The organism is Hydrogenophilus islandicus, assembly GCF_054657095.1.
The window spans coordinates 15,345-32,549 of sequence record NZ_BAAHXE010000025.1 but is presented as its reverse complement, the minus strand read 5'-3'; the positions used below and the strand labels follow the sequence as shown (position 1 = coordinate 32,549).

The following is a 17,205-nucleotide window of genomic DNA, read 5'->3' as shown; positions in this document are numbered from 1 at the left end:
AACACACCAACACGCCCCGAGAAGTTCCCGAGGCGCCCGTTGACGGTGATAACCACCGCCAAACCGTGCGCGGATCAGGCGTTCCCTGCTCCGCATGTTCTTTTATACCCCCCGCATGGTCGGCGAGCGCAGGTCACTACTGGAACGTGTAGAGCCAATTCACCCGTATCTCCGTGCCGCCGCCACCAGAGGCGTTCGCCTTGAAGGTGGTGTTGAGGGTGTTGCCCCTGGCGACACCGTAGCCCACGCCAAGCAGCAGATCGGTGCTGGTGCGACGAAAGCCCTGTGCCGCGCCGTCGAATCGATCAGCCTTGCGGCTCGTCCATTGCAGCCCGGTGGTGAGCGTCACGCGGTCATTGACGGCAAAGCCAACCGCGGGGTTGAGGAGCAGCAGGTCGCCGGGCTGGTAGCGTTGGTCGCCATCCTGCCGGGTCCGGTTGAAACGGTAGGCGGCGGTGAGCGAGAGAACCACCGGGTCGATAGCCTGATAGGTGGTGAACCCCAGCGTGGCAGACTTGAAACTGGCGCTGTCGATGCGGTGCTTTTCACGCAGGGCAACTTCGGCAAAGCCCAAGAGGGCGGGGGTGGTATCCTCTTTCTTGAACTGGTAGTTGACACCTGCCCAGGCGTCGGCGAGGCGCGATTCACTGCTGGAGGAGGTGCCTGAGACGCCGCTACTGCGCTGACTTGATGAGAGGGCGCTTGCGCGCGCGTAAACTTCAGCCTTCGCAGTCAGGCCGTAACGCAGCCCCAGGGTGGCGACGAAGGTATCGCTATTGCCGCGGCTTTCGCCGATGAGGGTGGGCAGGGTGACAAAGGAGGTGGGGCCAGTCTGGACGATGATGGGCTCCCCGGTCGAGAGGCCTTGCTTGTCCGCATTGGCGTAGGCGAGTGAGAGATCGAGCTTGATTTTGCCTTTGTCGGTGATGAGGTCCTCGACGGTGAGCGGCAAGTCAGCCCAAACTTGGGAGGCAGCAAGCGAAAGGATGAGGGCAAGGGCGCAACGGCGCATGATAATCGTGAGATGGGAAGGGAGATACGGATCATTTTATCCCCCCCCCCCCCCCATCTTGTCAAGTGGCAGGGCCATCGCATTTACCCCCGAGGGGAGAGGCCGAGCGATGAGGCGCGGTAGTCTGGGAGGCGCTCAGCGGTTTTGCGTCGGGAGCGCAGGCCCCGTTTGGCGTACTGGGTATCCTGGCCACCACCGTACGGCCAAAGCCTCTCTCCTCCCCGTCGGCGAAGAATTCCCGCAAGGCCGTTGCTAGCGTCTCCTGGTTGTCCTTGACCGCCAAGAGGTAGTCCCCGCCCCGGTCGAGAATCTTCTGAGCAATCTCAGTTTGGCAACCAATGGCATCGATCGTGACGATGCACCCCTTGAGCGAGCGAGCAAAGGCTTCGGTCAGTGTCATGTCTACCCCAGACAAAAATCGGGAGTAGACCCGATTTCATCGGGGTTTACAAGCCCCTGTCATAATCCATTGTCCGCGAACACTTTTCTTCGTCAGGTCCGTGACAATTCCAAACGCGATTGCCCTGCGGCACACCATCCCTTGACACCTGAGCCAGGTGTTCGGTGTTACAATAGGACTACCCGTGCCTCACCGGTGCCTCGATGACCGATCACGACAGCGGCTACAAGCTCCTCTTCTTGCACCCGGAGATGGTGCGGGACTTGATCCTCGGGTTCGTCCCGGGCGATTGGCAATCGCTCATCGACTTCTCGACGCTCGAGTGGATCAACGCAAGTATCGTCTCGGACGAAGACAAAGCGCAGCACGACGACATGATCTGGCGGGCGGAACTGAGCACCGAACCGCGCAAGACGCTCTACATCTACCTTCTTTTCCAGTCGAAGCACGACCACTGGATCGCGTTGCGGCTTTTGCTCTATATCGGGCTCTTCTACCAGGATCTGGTTCGGCAAAACCCCCACCTTGAGTACCTGCCGCCGGTACTTCCGATCGTCCTCTACAATGGGAATGACCGTTGGCGGGTGGCTACGGAATTTTCCGCGCTCATCGACCCCGCTACTCCATAACCCTTCGCATTTACCCACTGGAGCTCCGTTTGGTGCTGATCGGCATCCCTCGATGAGCTCGAGGCGTGGTTTGACCGCGCGATCGATGCCCCGACGCTCAAGGCGGTTCTTGCGCAACAGGGCGAGTGACCCCCGTCGCAAAACCACTGAGCGCTTCCCCGACGAGCACGATGCATTGCTTAGCCTCTCCCCTTGGGAGAAAATGCGATTGCCTTGACCATCCACCTTGCGATAGGGAAACTATTGCACTACAATTTGTCCGATGCCAGTCCTGCAACGCTTCGACAACGCCCGGGTGCTGATGCACCTTGAAGACCACCCGCCGCCCCATGTCCATGTCAAACTGCGGGACGGACGGGAGTGCACCGTCGAACTCGAGGACCTAGCGATCAAAGGACGGGTGGCGGCCCGTGAGATACGCGATGTGCTGGCCTGGATCGAAGCGAACCGGGATTTTTTGTTCGACGAATGGCGGAGGAACAACCCATGAGCGACTATTTCTTTCCAAAGCTGCAGGCGGTTGAAGCCTTAGCCCCCTATCGGCTGCGCACCACCTGGAGTACCGGCGAAGTGCTGGACGTCGATGTCGGCGACATCCTGCGCAAGTACCCGGCGCTTGCGCCGATCCTCGACCCCGAGGTCTTTGCGCGCGTGCATATCAGCGAGGGTGGCGGCAGTATCGAGTGGTTCGATACCGAATTCGGCGAAGACAATGTCTACGCCTGGGCCAAGGAGCAGGCGGGCGAAGTCAGCCACGAGATGTTTGACGACTGGATGCGCCGCAACCACCTGTCGCTGACGACCGCTGCCGAAGCGCTTGGGATTAGCCGTCGGATGGTGAGCTACTACCGCACCGCGCGCAAACCCGTTCCGCGATCCATCTGGCTCGCCTGCCTTGGCTGGGAGGCGACACGTCCAAAGAGCAAGACGCTGCCGCGCACCTTGCCGACCGCCCGCGAATACGCCGTTGCGCATGCGTAACATGCGTAACAACGGATTGCTACCCTTTCGCTTCCGATTCGCGCGGGGGGAGAAGGTCGGGGCGGCGGGCAGCTGTCGTGCGCCAAGCCGCCTCTTGGCGCCAGCGCGCAATCGCGGCATGGTCGCCGGAGAGGAGGACCGAGGGGACCATGAGTCCTTCGAAGACTTCAGGGCGCGTGTAGTGGGGGTGGTCCAGGAGCCGCGCTTCAAACGAGTCGCGCCGCGCCGATTCGGCGTCGCCGAGCGCCCCCGGGAGAAGGCGAATGACCGCGTCGAGCACCACCATCGCCGCAAGCTCTCCGCCGCTCAGGACAAAGTCGCCGAGCGACAGCTCTTCATCGACCGCGAGGTCGATCACCCGCTGATCGATCCCTTCGTAACGGCCGCAGAGGAGGGTGAAGGAGGGGAGATGGGCGAGGCGGTGCGCTTCGCCCTGCGAAAAACGCCGTCCTTGCGGCGAGAGGTAGATGACCGGTCCCGCTTGGCCGAGCGCCTCACGTTGCGCGCGTTGTGCAGCGCGAATTGCGGCGACCAGCGGCTCCGGTCGCATCACCATTCCTGGCCCACCGCCGTAGGGGCGATCGTCTACCTGACGATGGGGGAGAGGGGAGTAGTCCCGCGGATTGTGTAACGCGAGCGTATAGATCCCCTTTTTTGCCGCTCTCGCGGTGACGCCATACTGGGTCAAAGCGGCGAACATCTCGGGGAAAAGGGTGACAACGTCGCAGCGCATGGTCAATCGGGCCTAGCTGTGGAGTTGCAAGGGCAGTATTGCCAAAGCACCGCAGGCAACACCGCCCAGCGGGCAGCCTTGAGTCCGGTGTGGTCGTCAGAGATGATCAGCTTCAACCCTTTCAAGCCACGGGCATGAAGGTTTTCGAGAAAGTGTCGCCAGTTGATCTCCGCTTCCAATGTGGCAATATCTTAGTGGATGACCGGCAAGGTCTATTTCAATCTCAACACGTAACCCAGGTGTCATGACACCTGCGAAGGAAATTTACAGAAAGGGTTGCACAATCCGATCTCTCCTCGCTCGGGTCGCTGTTGGTTCTAAGGCTTCTCGCACATAAATTACAGTTAGAGCGTGATCTGTGCGCCCAGTTCTACCACCCGGTTGGGCGGAAGTTTGAAGTAGGAGGTGATGCTTCCGACATTGCGGAACATGGCAACGAACAGCTTCTTGCGCCAGTAAGCCATATCCTTGCCCGGTCTGGGGATGAGGGATTCCTTGCTGATGAAAAACGAAGTGTCCATGATGTCCAACGGCAAACCTTGAAGGCGGCAGCCCTCGAGATCGCGGGGCAAATCAGGCTCATCCATGAATCCATAGCTGATTTCGACCCGGAAAAAACCATGTTCTAGGGGCTGTACCAAAAGGCGCTCATGCTGCGGCACGTGCGGGATGTCTTCAAATTTGACCGTGGCCAGAACCACGCGTTCATGCAGCACTTTGTTATGCTTGAGGTTATGCAGCAAGGCATGAGGAACACCCCTTGTGTTCGGGGTGAAATAGATCGCTGTGCCCTGAACGCGGGTGATGGAGTCGTTGCCTATGGCAGAAATAAATGGCTCCAAAGCCATACTCTCGGTTGCCAGACGCTCATAGAGCAGGGTGCGTCCCTTTTTCCACGTCGAGAGCAACGTGAAAAGAACCGCGCCAACCAGGAGGGGAAACCACCCTCCTGCAGGGATTTTGAGCAGATTGGCGGAAAAAAAGGCCAGATCAATCGTGAGAAAAAGCCCGGTCAAAGCAAGGGTCCGTGGCCAGCTCCACCCCCATAAGCCATGAAAAACCAAGGCGGCGAGCAACGTGGTGATGACCATGTCGCCGGTGACTGCAATTCCATAAGCGGCTGCGAGATTGGAAGAAGAGCGGAATCCGAGGACAAGCCCCATGACCAACAGCATCAAGGTCCAATTGATGGCAGGAAGATAAATCTGCCCCTTTTCACTCTCCGAAGTGTGCAGCACCTGCATGCGGGGCATGTACCCCAGTTGGGTGGCTTGGAAGGAAACCGAGAAAGTTCCTGAAATTACGGCCTGTGAGGCAATGACAGTGGCCAGGGTGGCCAGGATGATCAAGGGGTACATTCCCCATTCGGGTGCCAGGAGGTAAAACGGATTCTGGATGGTGTCCGCATCCTTCAGGAGCAGAGCTCCCTGACCGAAATAATTGAGCAGCAACGAGGGCAGGACAATGCTAAACCATGTTATTTGGATGGGTTTGCGGCCAAAGTGACCCATATCCGCATAAAGCGCTTCCCCTCCGGTCACGGCCAATACCACGGCGCCCAGGGAGATGAATGCGAGCACAGGATGCATGGTGAAGAAATGGATGGCGTGGAGTGGGTTGCTGGCTTCGAGGACCATGGGATAGTTCAAGATCTGGATCAGTCCGAGTATGCCCAGGGTGATGAACCATGTCAGCATCACCGGGCCGAACAGGCGTCCCACCGTGGCTGTCCCATAGCGTTGCATCGAAAAAAGCAGAAACAGCACGGCAAGCGTCAACGGAATCACATCTTCACGAAAATGCGGCGATACGATCTCTAAACCCTCAATTGCAGAGATGACAGAAATGGCGGGGGTGACCATGCCATCGGCAAAAAACATGCATGCGCCCATGATGCCAACCACCATGATGAATCTCTGCTGTCCGGGTGATGGCGCCTGCTGGCCAGCCAGGGCAATCAGTGCCATGATGCCCCCTTCCCCGCGGTTGTGGGCGCGCATGACGAATGCGACATATTTCAAGGACACCACTAGGATCAGCGTCCATAGGATGAGGGAGAGCACGCCGAAAACGTTTTCCGGTGAGACGGGGATGGGGTGTTGGCCAGCAAAAACTTCTTTGATCGTATAGAGCGGGCTGGTGCCGATGTCACCATAAACGACACCAAGGGTCGCCAAATATAGGCCGGCCAATCGGGACTGCTGAGGGTTCATGCAGTGCCTCCGAAATGAAAGGTCATAGAATGCAGCGCGCTACGGAGCCAAGTTTCAGCGAGACACGAAAGGTATCCCATAGATAGACGGGTTTCCGAAACGTCGGTATGGCATGGTGGCATGGTTAGGGGCTGTTAGGGCTCTATACGACCGTGCGTGGGTACAGTGGGCCACTCCGTATTGGGCGACGAGGGGCCGGGAAATTTTACACGGCTCCTGGCTTGAAAATTTAATTTTACCCTAAGAGGTAGCGTTGGGATGCGATACCCTAAGCAGGGCGCCCACCCTTAGAGGCCCTGGCCTACCAGTCGGGGGACCATTCGGCGACAATCCGCTTCGCGGCAAGATCAACGGTGGGCACGTAAGCGCGCACGAAGGGGATGAGCCGCGTGGTGGTCTCTCCTTCCACGACCAGCACATCGTGCGCACCTGCAGTAATGAGGGTTTTAACCGTGCCGAGCAGCGCCCCTTCGCTCGATTCAACACGGCAGCCGATCAGATCACCCCAGTAGAACTCATCGGCTTCGGGTTCAGGGAGCGCTTCGCGCGGGGCGCCGACGTACCAGCCGCGGTAGGCTTCGGCCGCAGTGCGATCGGCGATTTCGCGAAATTTGACGATCCACCCTTTGCCGTGGGGTACCAGCGCCTCGAAGGTGAGCTTCTGCCACTCAGAAGAGGGAGCGTTACTTTTGGGCGAGACCCACCATTGCGGCATCTCTTGCCACGATTCGGGGTCGTCGCCGAAGGGGTGGAGCTTGAACCACCCGTGAATGGCAAAGGGCGAGGTGAGGCGACCGAGTACGATGACCTCGCTCATTGCCGGGCTATGAGTGGGAGCGCGAATTAGCCGGCGCGTCGTGCCTGCTTCACCAAGCGGGCAACTGCCTCAGAGAGTTGCGCACCTTTGCCGACCCAGTAGTCGACACGTTCCAGGTTGAGTGACAGCGGCTTTTCGTTGCCAGAAGCGATCGGGTTGTAGAACCCGAGACGTTCAATGAACCGGCCGTCGCGACGATTGCGCGAGTCACTCACTACGACGCTGTAGAAGGGGCGTTTTTTAGCGCCGCCACGGGCAAGACGAATCACCACCATGAGAGTCGATTCCTACAAGGTATGGGGAAAGCAGCGCATTATAGCGAAAACGGCGGGAAAATCAAGGAGGGGAGAGGGTCAGATGGGCAAAACGGTCGGCTGCGGCGTATTCGATCACGGGTGACCCTCGTTCGGCGGGCAAGACGAGGTGAATCCCCAGGGGAACACAAGGAGCAGCGCAGGAGAGGGTGAAGAGCCAGTGTTGGCTCTGGTCGCGATCTTGCCAGCGGCGGGGCGCACCGAGGGGGGCAAAACGCAATTCGAGCGTCGCAGCGTCAAGCCGCACGGCAGGCAAGAGGGTGATGAGCTGAAGCGTCGGCAGCTGCCGCCACCGTTCATCCTTTTGGCCGATCGGATCGAAGGGGCGGCGGAGGTGCCCGTTGGCGGTGACCTCTGCGCCGGTAGCATCAGCGAGTGCCCAGCTGAGTAACGGCTCCGAAAGCGAAAATTGGAGGAGGAGCTTCCCGGTGACCCCTTGGACGGCAAAGTCGGGAACCCATCCTTCAAGGACGGGCGGATGATCTGGGCGGCGGATGATCGCCCACTGAACGTCGCTTCCGAGCCGTGCGGCAACCGCTTGGGGGTTGGTGGCACCGAGCGTCCACCCCATGATCTGCCACCCCTCGGGGGAAGCGGTCGCGACCCAAGGGGGCGGTGCCTCCAAGTTGGGGTGTGGCGGTGGGGCAACCGTGACGACCGTGATCGTCGCGATGAGGAGCGCCGCAACCAACCCCAAGGCCCACGTGAGGGGACGGAGGGTCATGGTGTTCGCTCTCCCACAACGACGCCGCGCTCGTTGAAATGAATCTGGTAAGGGAATTCGGGCAGCCGGTCGATGCGGGTCACAAACCACTCACCGACTTCGGGTGGCCGCTTCGGGGTAACTGCTTGGCGGTAAAAACTGAAGCTGGGAGCGCGCAGTCCCACGTTCACGACCGGGTGATCGCGGGACGCCACTGCTGCGCGGACGATCGGTCCTTGCAAAAGCTCCCCCGCCCAGGGAAGAATCCGGGAGGCGATCCAGAGCGGAAGAAGCGCTGCGGTAAGCGCCGCGGCAATGGGCAACGAGATGAGGGTGCGCAACTGCCAGAGGGCGATGATCACGAGGATCGTCGCGCCGCCGGCAAAATAGGCTTCAACAGGCCACGCGGCAAGTGCCGCTTCTCCGAGCGCCCGGTGAAAGGGGGAGAGCTTTTCGCTGTGGCGGACAAAATAGTCAACGAGCATGGGGAGCGCTGCACTCAAAGCGACCATCACGCCTGAGAGCAGCGGAACGGTGAGCCACCAGCGGGTCTGATCGCCGCGTTCGCCCAAGTGGGCGGCGATGAGGAGCACCAGCGGGGTGACTCCGTAGAGGGCGTAGTGGGGAAGTTTGGTCTGCGCCAGTGTAAAGAAGCAGAGGACGAAGAGAAACCATCCCCAGAGAAAGCGGCGGAGTCCCACGCGCCCATCGCGTAATGCCCGGGGGAGCAGTGGAAAGAGCAGAAGACTCCACGGCGCGAGGAGAAGGGGGATCGCGACGAGGTAGTACCACCACGGACCGCCATGCTGCTCCAGGGTATCTGCAAAACGCTGCAGGTTATGTTTGAAGAGAAAGCCATCAACAAACGCCCACCCTTCTCGCATCAGCGCATAACTGTACCAAGGGAGGGTGAGGGCGAGAAAGAGGAGCCAGCCCACGGGATCGCGCACCATCTGCCAGAGTTTGCGCCACTCCCCGCGGCCGATCGTGTAGAGGAGCGCCGCCGCGCCGGGGACGACGACGGCAACCGGTCCCTTGGTGAGAAAGCCGAGCCCCATCCAGAGGTAGGCGCGCACAAGGGGTGCGCGCCGTCCCGATTCGAGCGCGCGCCACCCATCGAACGCCGCAAGCGCGAGCCAGAGGTTGAGAAGCGCGTCAGCGGTGGCGGCGCGGCCGATCGCCCAGGGTCCCAGCGCGGTCGTCAGCATCGCGCCAGCCAAGAAAGCGGGGAGTGGCCCGAAGCGGTGGCGGGCAAAGTGCCAGGTGGCCCAAACCCAGAGGAGCGCCGCAACGGCCGAGGGGAGACGCGCCCCCCATTCGTTGACTCCGAAGAGAGCGAACGACGCCGCTTGCAACCAATAGATCAGAATCGGTTTGTCGTACCGGGGCGCGCCGTCGAGGGTCGGGAAACCGAATTCGCCCCTTGCGACCATCTCTCGGGTTGCCTCGGCAAACGCCCCTTCGTCGACGTCAAAGAGGGGGTAACCCCCCAGCTGGATGAAGAGGAGCGTGGAGAGGAGAAGGAGCGTCGCGGCAAGGAGCGCGTTGCGTGTGCGGTACGACGCGATGAAACGGTGCCCGTCGATCATGGCTGGGGATTCCCTCCTGACGCGCTCTGAGGCTCCTTCCAGCTTGCGCGTTCCTCTTCAGGGATGATCGCGCGGATCTGATACTGGGTCCGTTGTGCCGTTTCGTGATAGACCCGGGTGAGCATCTCAGCGAGTACGCCAGTGGTGAGGAATTGCACCCCGCTCATCACCAGGAAAAACCCCGCGAGGAGCAGGGGGCGACCGCCGATCGCTTCCCCCAGAAAGAGCTTGACCCCTAAAAGGTAGGTGAGGATGAGCATCCCGACGACCGCAACGGCAATCCCAATGCCACCGAAGAAGTGGCCGGGTCGGGTGCGGAAGCGCATGAAGAAGTAGACGAAAAGGAGATCGAGAATCACCCGGAAGGTGCGGGAGAGGCCATACTTCGACTGACCGAAACGGCGGGGATGGTGGGTGACGACCTCCTCGGCGATGCGGCTCGGGTGGGTGATTGTCGCGACCCATGCGGGAATGAAGCGGTGCATCTCACCGTAGAGGGTGACGTTTTTGAGGACGGTCGCGCGGTAGGCTTTGAGGCTGCAGCCGTAATCGTGGAGCCGCACACCGGTAATTCGGCCAATGAGGGCATTCGCAATCCGCGACGGGAGCGTGCGCAGGAGATAGTCGTCTTTGCGCTCTTTCCGCCAGCCAGAGACGAGGTCGAGGTCTTCACGGAGCAGCCGATCGACCAATTTGGGGATATCGGCGGGGTCGTTTTGCAGGTCCCCGTCCATCGTGACGATCACATCCCCCCGCGCGACATCGATTCCGGCCTGCATCGCTGCTGTCTGCTTGAAATTGCGCTGAAGCTGAACCAGCCGCACGTGGGGTCCGAACTGCTGCTGTGCGGCGCGGATCTGGGCTTGGGTGGTGTCGGTTGAGCCGTCATCCACCAGAATCAACTCCCAGGAGTAGGGGGTGTGGGCGAGCGCCTCATGAACACGCGCAACCAGCGGTAAAACGTTTTCTTCTTCGTTGTAAAAAGGGACAACGATGGAGAGTCGGCAGGGGGTTGTCATGATTTCCCGATCCAAGCGAAAAACGCCATCAAAGAGCTGACCGCAAGAAGAAGGAGATGAGCAGCAAGCCCCGCAATCGCGGCGGCTTCCACCGGTACGTCATAGGCCGAGTGAAGGAGCGCAGCCACCGCAGCCTCATAGGGGCCAAAACCTGCGATCCCTTGTACGGGCTGGATCGCAGCCCACTCACCCGCAAGGGCGCCACTCAACCCTTCAGCCCAGCCAACGGAAAGGAGTGTAGCGAGGAGCCACCCCACGCCCGCGATTTTGACACACCAGTTGGCGATCGTCCAATGCCAGACCGAGTGAGACTGGGCGATCGCGATCTGCAGCGCCGAAACCAGTTTGCCGAGCCATGGGAAAGGGAGCGACAAAGCGATCTTGAACCAGAGGGGGAGAAGGAGGAGAAAGGCGGCGAGCGCAGCGAGGGCGACGCCGCGCACGGCAAGCGACAGACCGGGCCAGAGGAGGATCGCGAGGAGCAGCAACACCAAGAGATCCTGCGCCCGCAACCAGAGGAGGGTCGCGGTGGCGCGCATGAGCGGGATCTGATGATTGCGGTGAAGCAGCAGGGGTAAGGCGAGCTCGCCGCTTCGCATCGGCAGGAGATTGACCCAGAAGGTGTGGTAGGCGAGGAGCCGCCAACTGGCGGCGAAGGAGAGCGAGCGGAGTTCGGCGTGCAGCCGCGCCGCGCGCAGCAGGTGGCTAAGAAGCAGTAAGCACGCCGGTCCAACGAAGTCGCTGAGATGCCAAGTGGACCAGGGGAGGTGGGGCAACGCCTCGCGGTAGGTCACCCCAAACCATCCCGCCAGCAGAAGGGAGAGGGCGGCCGCAAGAAGGAGACGCAGAGGCGCGCGCATCAGCGAAACCACCAGCGAAACGCCCCGAGCCAAGCGGCGACCACCAGGAGCCAGACGAGCCACGCGCCGCTCGGGTAGATGCCGCGGTCCCAGAGGGCGAAGGTGGCAGATGCTACGGCAGCGCCGACGAGCCAGCAGCTCATCCGTTCGCTCGGTTCTGGGAAGTGGCGTGTGGCGACGAGGGCGACAGCAACCCCCACGAGCGCAGCGCCGAGACCGCCTAACAGATCACTCGGCCAGTGGGCACCCACTGCGATGCGGGAGAACGCGACGGCGCAGGTGAGGAGTATCGTTAAGAGCGCCAACCCACGGCGAACCGCTGGCGTTTTCGTTCGTTGCGCCCAAAGGCCGTAGAGGAGTGATCCGCAGAGGACCACGGCCGTTGCCGTGTGGCCAGAGGGGAACGATCCGCTCTTCGGGAGGAGATCGATCCACGCGAACGCGTCGCTCGGGAGCACTCCTCCGGGGCGGGGGGCTGCCACCATTCTCTTCAATCCATGAACGACGAGGGTGGTCGGAAGCGCTGCCCAGAGGGCAAACCAGAGCGGCCGCAGCGACCACGGGGCGATCGCTACCAAAAGGGCAACGGCGACCGAAGTGGCGCCGAGGTTGGTGAGCGCAGCCCAGAGCGCAGGGGGAACGGCTGCCGCTTCCCGATTGAGCGCAAGGAAGAGCGCTTCGTTTGCGGGGTGAACGAGTAAAAGGGCACCCCCCCCTACCGCGGGAAGCGCCGCTGCGAGCAACCAGGGAATCACTTCAATTCGGCTTCGATTTCGGCAAAGGTCCGCGCCTTCACGAGCACCGGCACTTCGATCCCCAATTGGCGGGCGATCTGCGTCGACGAAAAGATTCCGCGTACCGCCCATTCGCCGTTGCGGTTTTCGACCACCAGGGTGTGTTGACGGCCGAGCGCCTGGAGGGTTGCGACGATATCGGCAACCGTTGCGCGCGCGACCTGTTCCAGGGTGAGTGCGTCCATCCTCTCGACGGGCGTCATGAGGTGCCCCACCCGAACCTCTTTGGGCGACAAGCCGTGGTCTTGGGCGTAGCGCAGCGGCTGCTCACCCAGAATGTCGGCAGCGGTGAGAATACCGGCGATCCGTCCGTCAGGATCGAGCACCAACACCGAGCGAACGCCGCGCCGGATCATCCGCTCCTCAGCTTCGACCAACGTCTCTTCAGGGGTAGCCACCACGGGAAGGGTGGTCGAAAAGTCGGTCATCACCTCGATCGCCGGCGCATCGAGCGTGACGCGGCGCGCCTCCTGCGGGGGGTGCAAGAGGTGGGGTTTCTGCGTGAAACGAACGGGTTGGAGCGCTTTGCCGGGCATCGTTTCTCTCCTTTTTCTGGCCTAGGGTTTCCCATTGTAGCGAAACTTCCGCGTACAATTGCACCTGGTTACTCAAGATGTGTGGAAGGCGGCAGCGATGGTCCGTTCGGAAATGGCAGTGTGGCATTTTCTCGGTTCGCGACTCTGGTCGGCGGCGCGGGAGGCGCGGGAGAGCGAGCGGGTTTCGCGGGGTATGGGCAGGCGGGTGACCCTCTCGGCCTACGCCTGGTATTGGCTCGAAATGGCCGCCGAACCGAGTGAGCTTCCCGAGGTGACCGAGCGGTTGCCGCAGATCCTCAACGCCGAGCGGCAAGTAACGCCCTACTGGACCGACGGCTTCTTGGTCGCGCCGCGGCTGGGGACGATCTCGCCCTGGTCGTCGAAAGCAACCGAGATTCTCCGTCAATGTGGCATCCGCTCGGTGCGACGGATCGAACACGGGCGGGCGATTCGGGTCGCGGAATGGGGGGCGCTCACCCCGGAGGAGCAGAAGAAGCTCACCGAGCTCCTCCACGACCGCATGACCGAGTCGATCCTCGCAACACCGATCGACGGTGAAGCGCTCTTTGCCCACTACCCCCCGAAGCCGTTGGCGACCGCGCCCCTCATGCGGGAGGGGCGTGCGGCGATCGTGCGCGCCAACGAGGCGTGGGGGTTGGCGCTCTCTGATGAGGAGATCGATTACCTGGTCGCCGCTTTTACCGCGTTGCAGCGCGACCCCACCGACGTCGAGTTGACGATGTTTGCCCAGGCGAACTCGGAGCACTGCCGCCACAAGATCTTCAACGCCGAGTGGGTGATCGACGGGCGGCCGATGGCGCAGTCGCTCTATGATCTGATTCGCGAGACCCACGCGGCCCACCCCGATGGGACGGTAGTTGCCTACGCCGACAACGCCGCCATCTTCACTGGACGGACCATTGCCCGCTGGTATCCCGACGGCGACGGGGTGTGGCGGCGGCACGAGGAGCTCACTCATTTCCTTGGGAAGGTGGAGACCCATAACCACCCGACGGCGATCTCCCCTTACCCGGGCGCGGCGACGGGGGCTGGGGGCGAGATTCGCGACGAAGGGGCAACGGGGCGCGGCGCATCGCCCAAAATGGGGATGGCGGGGTTTACTGTGTCGAACCTGCACCTCCCCGACTTCGTCCAACCGTGGGAAAAACCCTACGGCAAACCCGACCGCATCGTCTCCCCTCTGCAGATCATGATCGAAGGGCCGTTGGGGGCAGCAGCGTTCAACAACGAGTTTGGTCGCCCCAACCTCTGCGGCTACTTCCGTACCTTTGAACGGGAGGTGCAGGGCGAAGTGCGTGGCTACCATAAGCCGATCATGATCGCCGGTGGCCTCGGGGCAATTGCCGCGATCCAGAGCCATAAGGTCGGCTTCGCGCCGGGGACGCTTCTGGTGCAGCTCGGGGGACCGGGGCTGTTGATCGGCCTGGGGGGCGGTGCTGCCTCGTCGATGGCGGCAGGCGCGAACGACGCCGAACTCGATTTCGCCTCAGTGCAGCGCGACAACCCCGAGATGCAGCGCCGCTGCCAGGAGGTGATCGACCGCTGTTGGGCGTTGGGTGTCGATAACCCGATTCTGTCGATTCACGACGTCGGCGCGGGGGGGCTCTCGAATGCGTTGCCGGAACTGGTCGATGGTGCGGGGCTTGGCGCGCGGGTCGAGCTGCGCGAGATCCCGATCGAAGAGCCGGGGATGAGTCCGCGCGAGATCTGGTGTAACGAGGCGCAAGAGCGGTACGTGCTCGCGATCGATCCCACCCAGCTCCCCCGTTTTGCCGAGATCTGCGCGCGCGAGCGCTGCCCCTTCGCTGTGGTGGGCGAGGCGACGGAAGATGGGATGTTGCGCCTTCACGATCAACTCTTTGGCAACGACCCGGTGGCGATGCCGATGGAGGTGCTGTTGGGGAAACCGCCGCGGATGAAGCGGGTGGTCGCAAGTCGCCGCCTCTTTCTCCCGCCGTTTGACTTAACGCCGATCGAACTGCGTGAGGCGGTGATGCGGGTGCTCGTCCATCCGGCGGTGGCGAGTAAAAAGTTTCTCATCACCATTGGCGACCGCACCGTGGGGGGGCTGACTGCGCGCGACCAGCTTGTCGGACGGTGGCAGGTTCCCGTCGCCGACGTCGCGGTGACTGCTGCCGATTTCGTGAGCTTTTACGGTGAGGCGATGGCGGTGGGCGAGCGTACCCCGGTCGCACTCAACGACCCGGCGGCATCCGTCCGGTTGGCGATGGCTGAAGCGGTGACGAACCTCGCGGCGGCCGACGTTCAGGTGCCGCTCACGCAGGTGAAGCTTTCGGCCAACTGGATGGCTGCGGCAGGTCACCGTGGCGAAGACGCGAACCTCTACCAGGCCGTGCGCGCAGCGCGCGATTTCTGCGTCGCGACAGGGTTGGCGATTCCGGTGGGCAAGGATTCGCTCTCGATGAAGACGGTGTGGACCGATCGCGAAACAGGAGAGACGAAAGCAGTCATTTCCCCCGTTTCGCTCATCTGCACCGCTTTTGCCCCGATAGAGAATCTCCGGCGCACCTTGACCCCGGTGCTCGACCGCGACACGCCCGAGACCGAGCTGGTGCTCCTGGACTTGGACGGTGGGCACAACCGGCTCGGGGGATCGATCCTCGCCCAGGTCTTTGACGCGCAAGGGGAGGAGCCGCCCGATTGCACCCCTGAGGCACTCGTCGCCTTCTGGGACGCAATCCGAGCACTCAAGGGGGAGGAGCTCATCCTTGCCTACCACGACCGCTCCGACGGGGGGCTCCTTGCATGCGCCGCCGAGATGATGTTCGCCTCAGGCGTAGGGGTGACGCTGCAGTTGGATACGATTGCGTTTGACCGCGCAAGCCACGATATCGACTACACCAAACGCAACGACACGGTCGTTGGCCGCCGCAGCGACGCGGCGCTAGCGGCCCTCTTTTGCGAGGCGCCGGGCGCGCTCATCCAGATCCGCCGCAACGACCGCGACGCGGTGATGGCCATTTTGCGCCGTCACCAAGTGGGTTTTCATTTCGTTGGGACGACGAACGACTACGACGAGCTGCGCATCTGGCTCGAAGGGTCGCTCCTCTTTGCCGAAAAACGGACGGTGCTGTGGCAGCGCTGGAGTGAGGTGAGTCGGCGGATTGCGCGCCTCAGGGACGACGCGGAGTGCGCCGAAGAGGAGTTTGCCGCGCTCGCCGACGCCAAGGACCCAGGGCTTCACTGTGTCCTCACCTTTGACCCCGACGACGACCCCGCCGCGCCGATGATCCAAAGCGGGGCGCGGCCGCGGGTTGCGGTTTTGCGCGAGCAGGGGGTTAATAGCCATCGCGAGATGGCCGCAGCGTTTGACGCCGCTGGCTTTGACGCCGTCGACGTGACGATGAGCGACCTGATCGCGGGACGGCGGCGGCTCGATGACTTCGTCGGGCTTGCGGCGTGTGGCGGCTTTTCCTACGGCGACGTCCTAGGCGCCGGTCGGGGGTGGGCCACGGCGATCCTCTTCAACGAGGCGTTGAAGGCGCAATTTGCCCAATTTTTCGCCCGTCCCGACACCTTTGCGCTCGGGGTTTGCAACGGCTGCCAGATGATGGCCCATCTTGCCCCGATCATTCCGGGCGCTGAAGACTGGCCACGCTTCGTCGCAAACCGTTCGGAGCGGTTCGAAGCCCGTTTCGTGATGGTCGAGGTGATGGAGAGCCCCTCGATCCTCTTTACCGATATGGCGGGGGCGCGACTCCCGATCGTCGTCTCCCACGGCGAGGGGCGTGCCCACTGGGACGACGCGGACGCGCAACAGCGGGCGCTTGCGACGATCCGCTACATCGACCACTATGGTAGGGCAACGGAACGTTACCCCTTTAACCCCAACGGCTCTCCGGGGGGGCTCAACGGGTTCACCACCCCCGACGGCCGCTTTACCATCTTGATGCCACATCCGGAGCGGGCTTTCCGGACTGTGCAGTGGAGTTGGGCACCAGAAGGGCTTGGGGAGCGAAGCCCGTGGTACCTCCTCTTCGCCAACGCACGCCGTTGGGTGGGCTAGTTTTTTGCGCCGTTTCGCGTTATCATTACTCATCATTGTCGAAGTGGCCTAGCGCCACTTCGCCGTTTCCGTGGTTTTCTCGGAAAATGGGCGTTTGCGCCCATTTTTTGTTTGTGAGTCTTATGAATTTGGAACAGATGATCGAACGGGTGGCCGAAGGCCTGGGGTACGAGCTCCTCGATTTGGAGGTGAGCCCGCGTGGGCGGCTGATTCGCGTCTTTATCGACGCCTCGGAGCCGATCACGCTCGATGACTGCGAGCGGGTGAGTAACCAGCTGCAGCACCTCTTTGAGGTCGAGGGGGTCGATTACGACCGCTTGGAGGTCTCCTCCCCGGGGCTGGACCGCGTGCTCAAAAAGCCGGCCCACTTTGAGCGTTTCATGGGTGAGCGGGCGCAACTGCGGTGCCGCGAGGCGATCGCTGGGCGACGTAACTTCGTCGGAATGATCGCAGGCGTCGCCCCTGATGGGGTGACCCTCGCGCTCGATGACGGTACTGCCGTGTCGATTTCCTGGGAACTGCTGGAAAAGGCGCGCCTTGTACCGCGCTTTGATTGA

The 17,205-nt window shown here is 62.0% G+C and carries 16 protein-coding genes and 2 pseudogenes; 5 read left to right on the top strand and 13 right to left on the bottom strand.

The window, feature by feature from the left end; all coding sequences use genetic code 11:
* Window positions 1–136: 136 nt before the first annotated feature.
* On the bottom strand, window positions 137–1,012 hold the full coding sequence (locus ACYQ6T_RS07970) for a transporter (RefSeq protein WP_459829716.1): 876 nt from the start codon (window positions 1,010–1,012) through the stop codon (window positions 137–139).
* Between the two features lie 226 nt (window positions 1,013–1,238).
* Window positions 1,239–1,382 (bottom strand): annotated as a pseudogene (locus ACYQ6T_RS07965) (ISAs1 family transposase); the annotation flags it as partial.
* A gap of 233 nt (window positions 1,383–1,615) precedes the next feature.
* Here ACYQ6T_RS07965 and ACYQ6T_RS07960 point away from each other — a divergent pair.
* The 3 genes from ACYQ6T_RS07960 (at window position 1,616) to ACYQ6T_RS07950 (ending at window position 3,022) form a co-directional block, all read left to right on the top strand.
* Window positions 1,616–2,041: an Rpn family recombination-promoting nuclease/putative transposase gene (locus tag ACYQ6T_RS07960; RefSeq protein ID WP_459829713.1), complete on the top strand. Its 426-nt coding sequence runs from the start codon at window positions 1,616–1,618 to the stop codon at window positions 2,039–2,041.
* 262 nt (window positions 2,042–2,303) lie between these two features.
* Window positions 2,304–2,531, top strand: a complete 228-nt coding sequence (locus tag ACYQ6T_RS07955) for a DUF4160 domain-containing protein (RefSeq protein WP_459829710.1) — start codon at window positions 2,304–2,306, stop codon at window positions 2,529–2,531.
* Window positions 2,528–3,022, top strand: a complete 495-nt coding sequence (locus ACYQ6T_RS07950; RefSeq protein ID WP_459829709.1) for a DUF2442 domain-containing protein — start codon at window positions 2,528–2,530, stop codon at window positions 3,020–3,022. Before ACYQ6T_RS07955 ends, ACYQ6T_RS07950 begins: the two co-directional genes overlap by 4 nt.
* A 19-nt stretch (window positions 3,023–3,041) precedes the next feature.
* Here the strand turns inward: ACYQ6T_RS07950 and trmD are convergent, their stop codons facing one another.
* The 11 genes and pseudogenes from trmD to ACYQ6T_RS07895 all read right to left on the bottom strand — a co-directional run bounded on the left by trmD (window position 3,042) and on the right by ACYQ6T_RS07895 (window position 12,600).
* Window positions 3,042–3,755, bottom strand: a complete 714-nt coding sequence (gene trmD / locus ACYQ6T_RS07945; protein ID WP_459829707.1) for a tRNA (guanosine(37)-N1)-methyltransferase TrmD — start codon at window positions 3,753–3,755, stop codon at window positions 3,042–3,044.
* 32 nt (window positions 3,756–3,787) lie between these two features.
* A pseudogene (locus ACYQ6T_RS07940) lies at window positions 3,788–3,946 on the bottom strand (transposase); the annotation flags it as partial.
* A gap of 153 nt (window positions 3,947–4,099) precedes the next feature.
* Window positions 4,100–5,968 carry a potassium transporter Kup gene (locus ACYQ6T_RS07935; RefSeq protein ID WP_459829705.1) on the bottom strand — a complete coding sequence of 623 codons (1,869 nt, stop codon included), beginning with the start codon at window positions 5,966–5,968 and terminating at the stop codon, window positions 4,100–4,102.
* Window positions 5,969–6,269: 301 nt separating this feature from the next.
* Entirely contained in the window at window positions 6,270–6,785 is a 516-nt protein-coding gene (gene rimM, locus ACYQ6T_RS07930; protein ID WP_459829702.1) for a ribosome maturation factor RimM, read from the bottom strand.
* A gap of 26 nt (window positions 6,786–6,811) precedes the next feature.
* Complete coding sequence (rpsP, locus tag ACYQ6T_RS07925) at window positions 6,812–7,060, bottom strand: 30S ribosomal protein S16 (protein ID WP_459829698.1); 249 nt, start codon at window positions 7,058–7,060, stop codon at window positions 6,812–6,814.
* Between the two features lie 61 nt (window positions 7,061–7,121).
* A complete protein-coding gene (locus ACYQ6T_RS07920; protein WP_459829696.1) occupies window positions 7,122–7,823 on the bottom strand; it encodes a hypothetical protein in 702 nt (233 codons plus the stop codon).
* Entirely contained in the window at window positions 7,820–9,391 is a 1,572-nt protein-coding gene (locus ACYQ6T_RS07915; RefSeq protein WP_459829693.1) for an ArnT family glycosyltransferase, read from the bottom strand. The genes ACYQ6T_RS07920 and ACYQ6T_RS07915 overlap by 4 nt, the downstream gene beginning before the upstream one ends.
* Entirely contained in the window at window positions 9,388–10,410 is a 1,023-nt protein-coding gene (locus ACYQ6T_RS07910; RefSeq protein ID WP_459829690.1) for a glycosyltransferase family 2 protein, read from the bottom strand. The genes ACYQ6T_RS07915 and ACYQ6T_RS07910 overlap by 4 nt, the downstream gene beginning before the upstream one ends.
* Entirely contained in the window at window positions 10,407–11,270 is an 864-nt protein-coding gene (locus ACYQ6T_RS07905) for a lysylphosphatidylglycerol synthase domain-containing protein (RefSeq protein ID WP_459829687.1), read from the bottom strand. Before ACYQ6T_RS07905 ends, ACYQ6T_RS07910 begins: the two co-directional genes overlap by 4 nt.
* Complete coding sequence (locus tag ACYQ6T_RS07900) at window positions 11,270–12,025, bottom strand: phosphatase PAP2 family protein (protein WP_459829685.1); 756 nt, start codon at window positions 12,023–12,025, stop codon at window positions 11,270–11,272. The genes ACYQ6T_RS07905 and ACYQ6T_RS07900 overlap by 1 nt, the downstream gene beginning before the upstream one ends.
* Window positions 12,022–12,600, bottom strand: a complete 579-nt coding sequence (locus ACYQ6T_RS07895) for a CBS domain-containing protein (protein ID WP_459829683.1) — start codon at window positions 12,598–12,600, stop codon at window positions 12,022–12,024. Before ACYQ6T_RS07895 ends, ACYQ6T_RS07900 begins: the two co-directional genes overlap by 4 nt.
* 97 nt (window positions 12,601–12,697) lie before the next feature.
* On the opposite strand from ACYQ6T_RS07895, the gene purL reads away from it, so the two are divergent.
* Window positions 12,698–16,648 carry a phosphoribosylformylglycinamidine synthase gene (gene purL, locus ACYQ6T_RS07890; RefSeq protein ID WP_459829682.1) on the top strand — a complete coding sequence of 1,317 codons (3,951 nt, stop codon included), beginning with the start codon at window positions 12,698–12,700 and terminating at the stop codon, window positions 16,646–16,648.
* Window positions 16,649–16,770: 122 nt separating this feature from the next.
* The gene (rimP, locus tag ACYQ6T_RS07885) at window positions 16,771–17,205 is read left to right on the top strand and encodes a ribosome maturation factor RimP (protein WP_459829680.1); all 435 of its coding nucleotides are present in this window, start codon (window positions 16,771–16,773) and stop codon (window positions 17,203–17,205) included.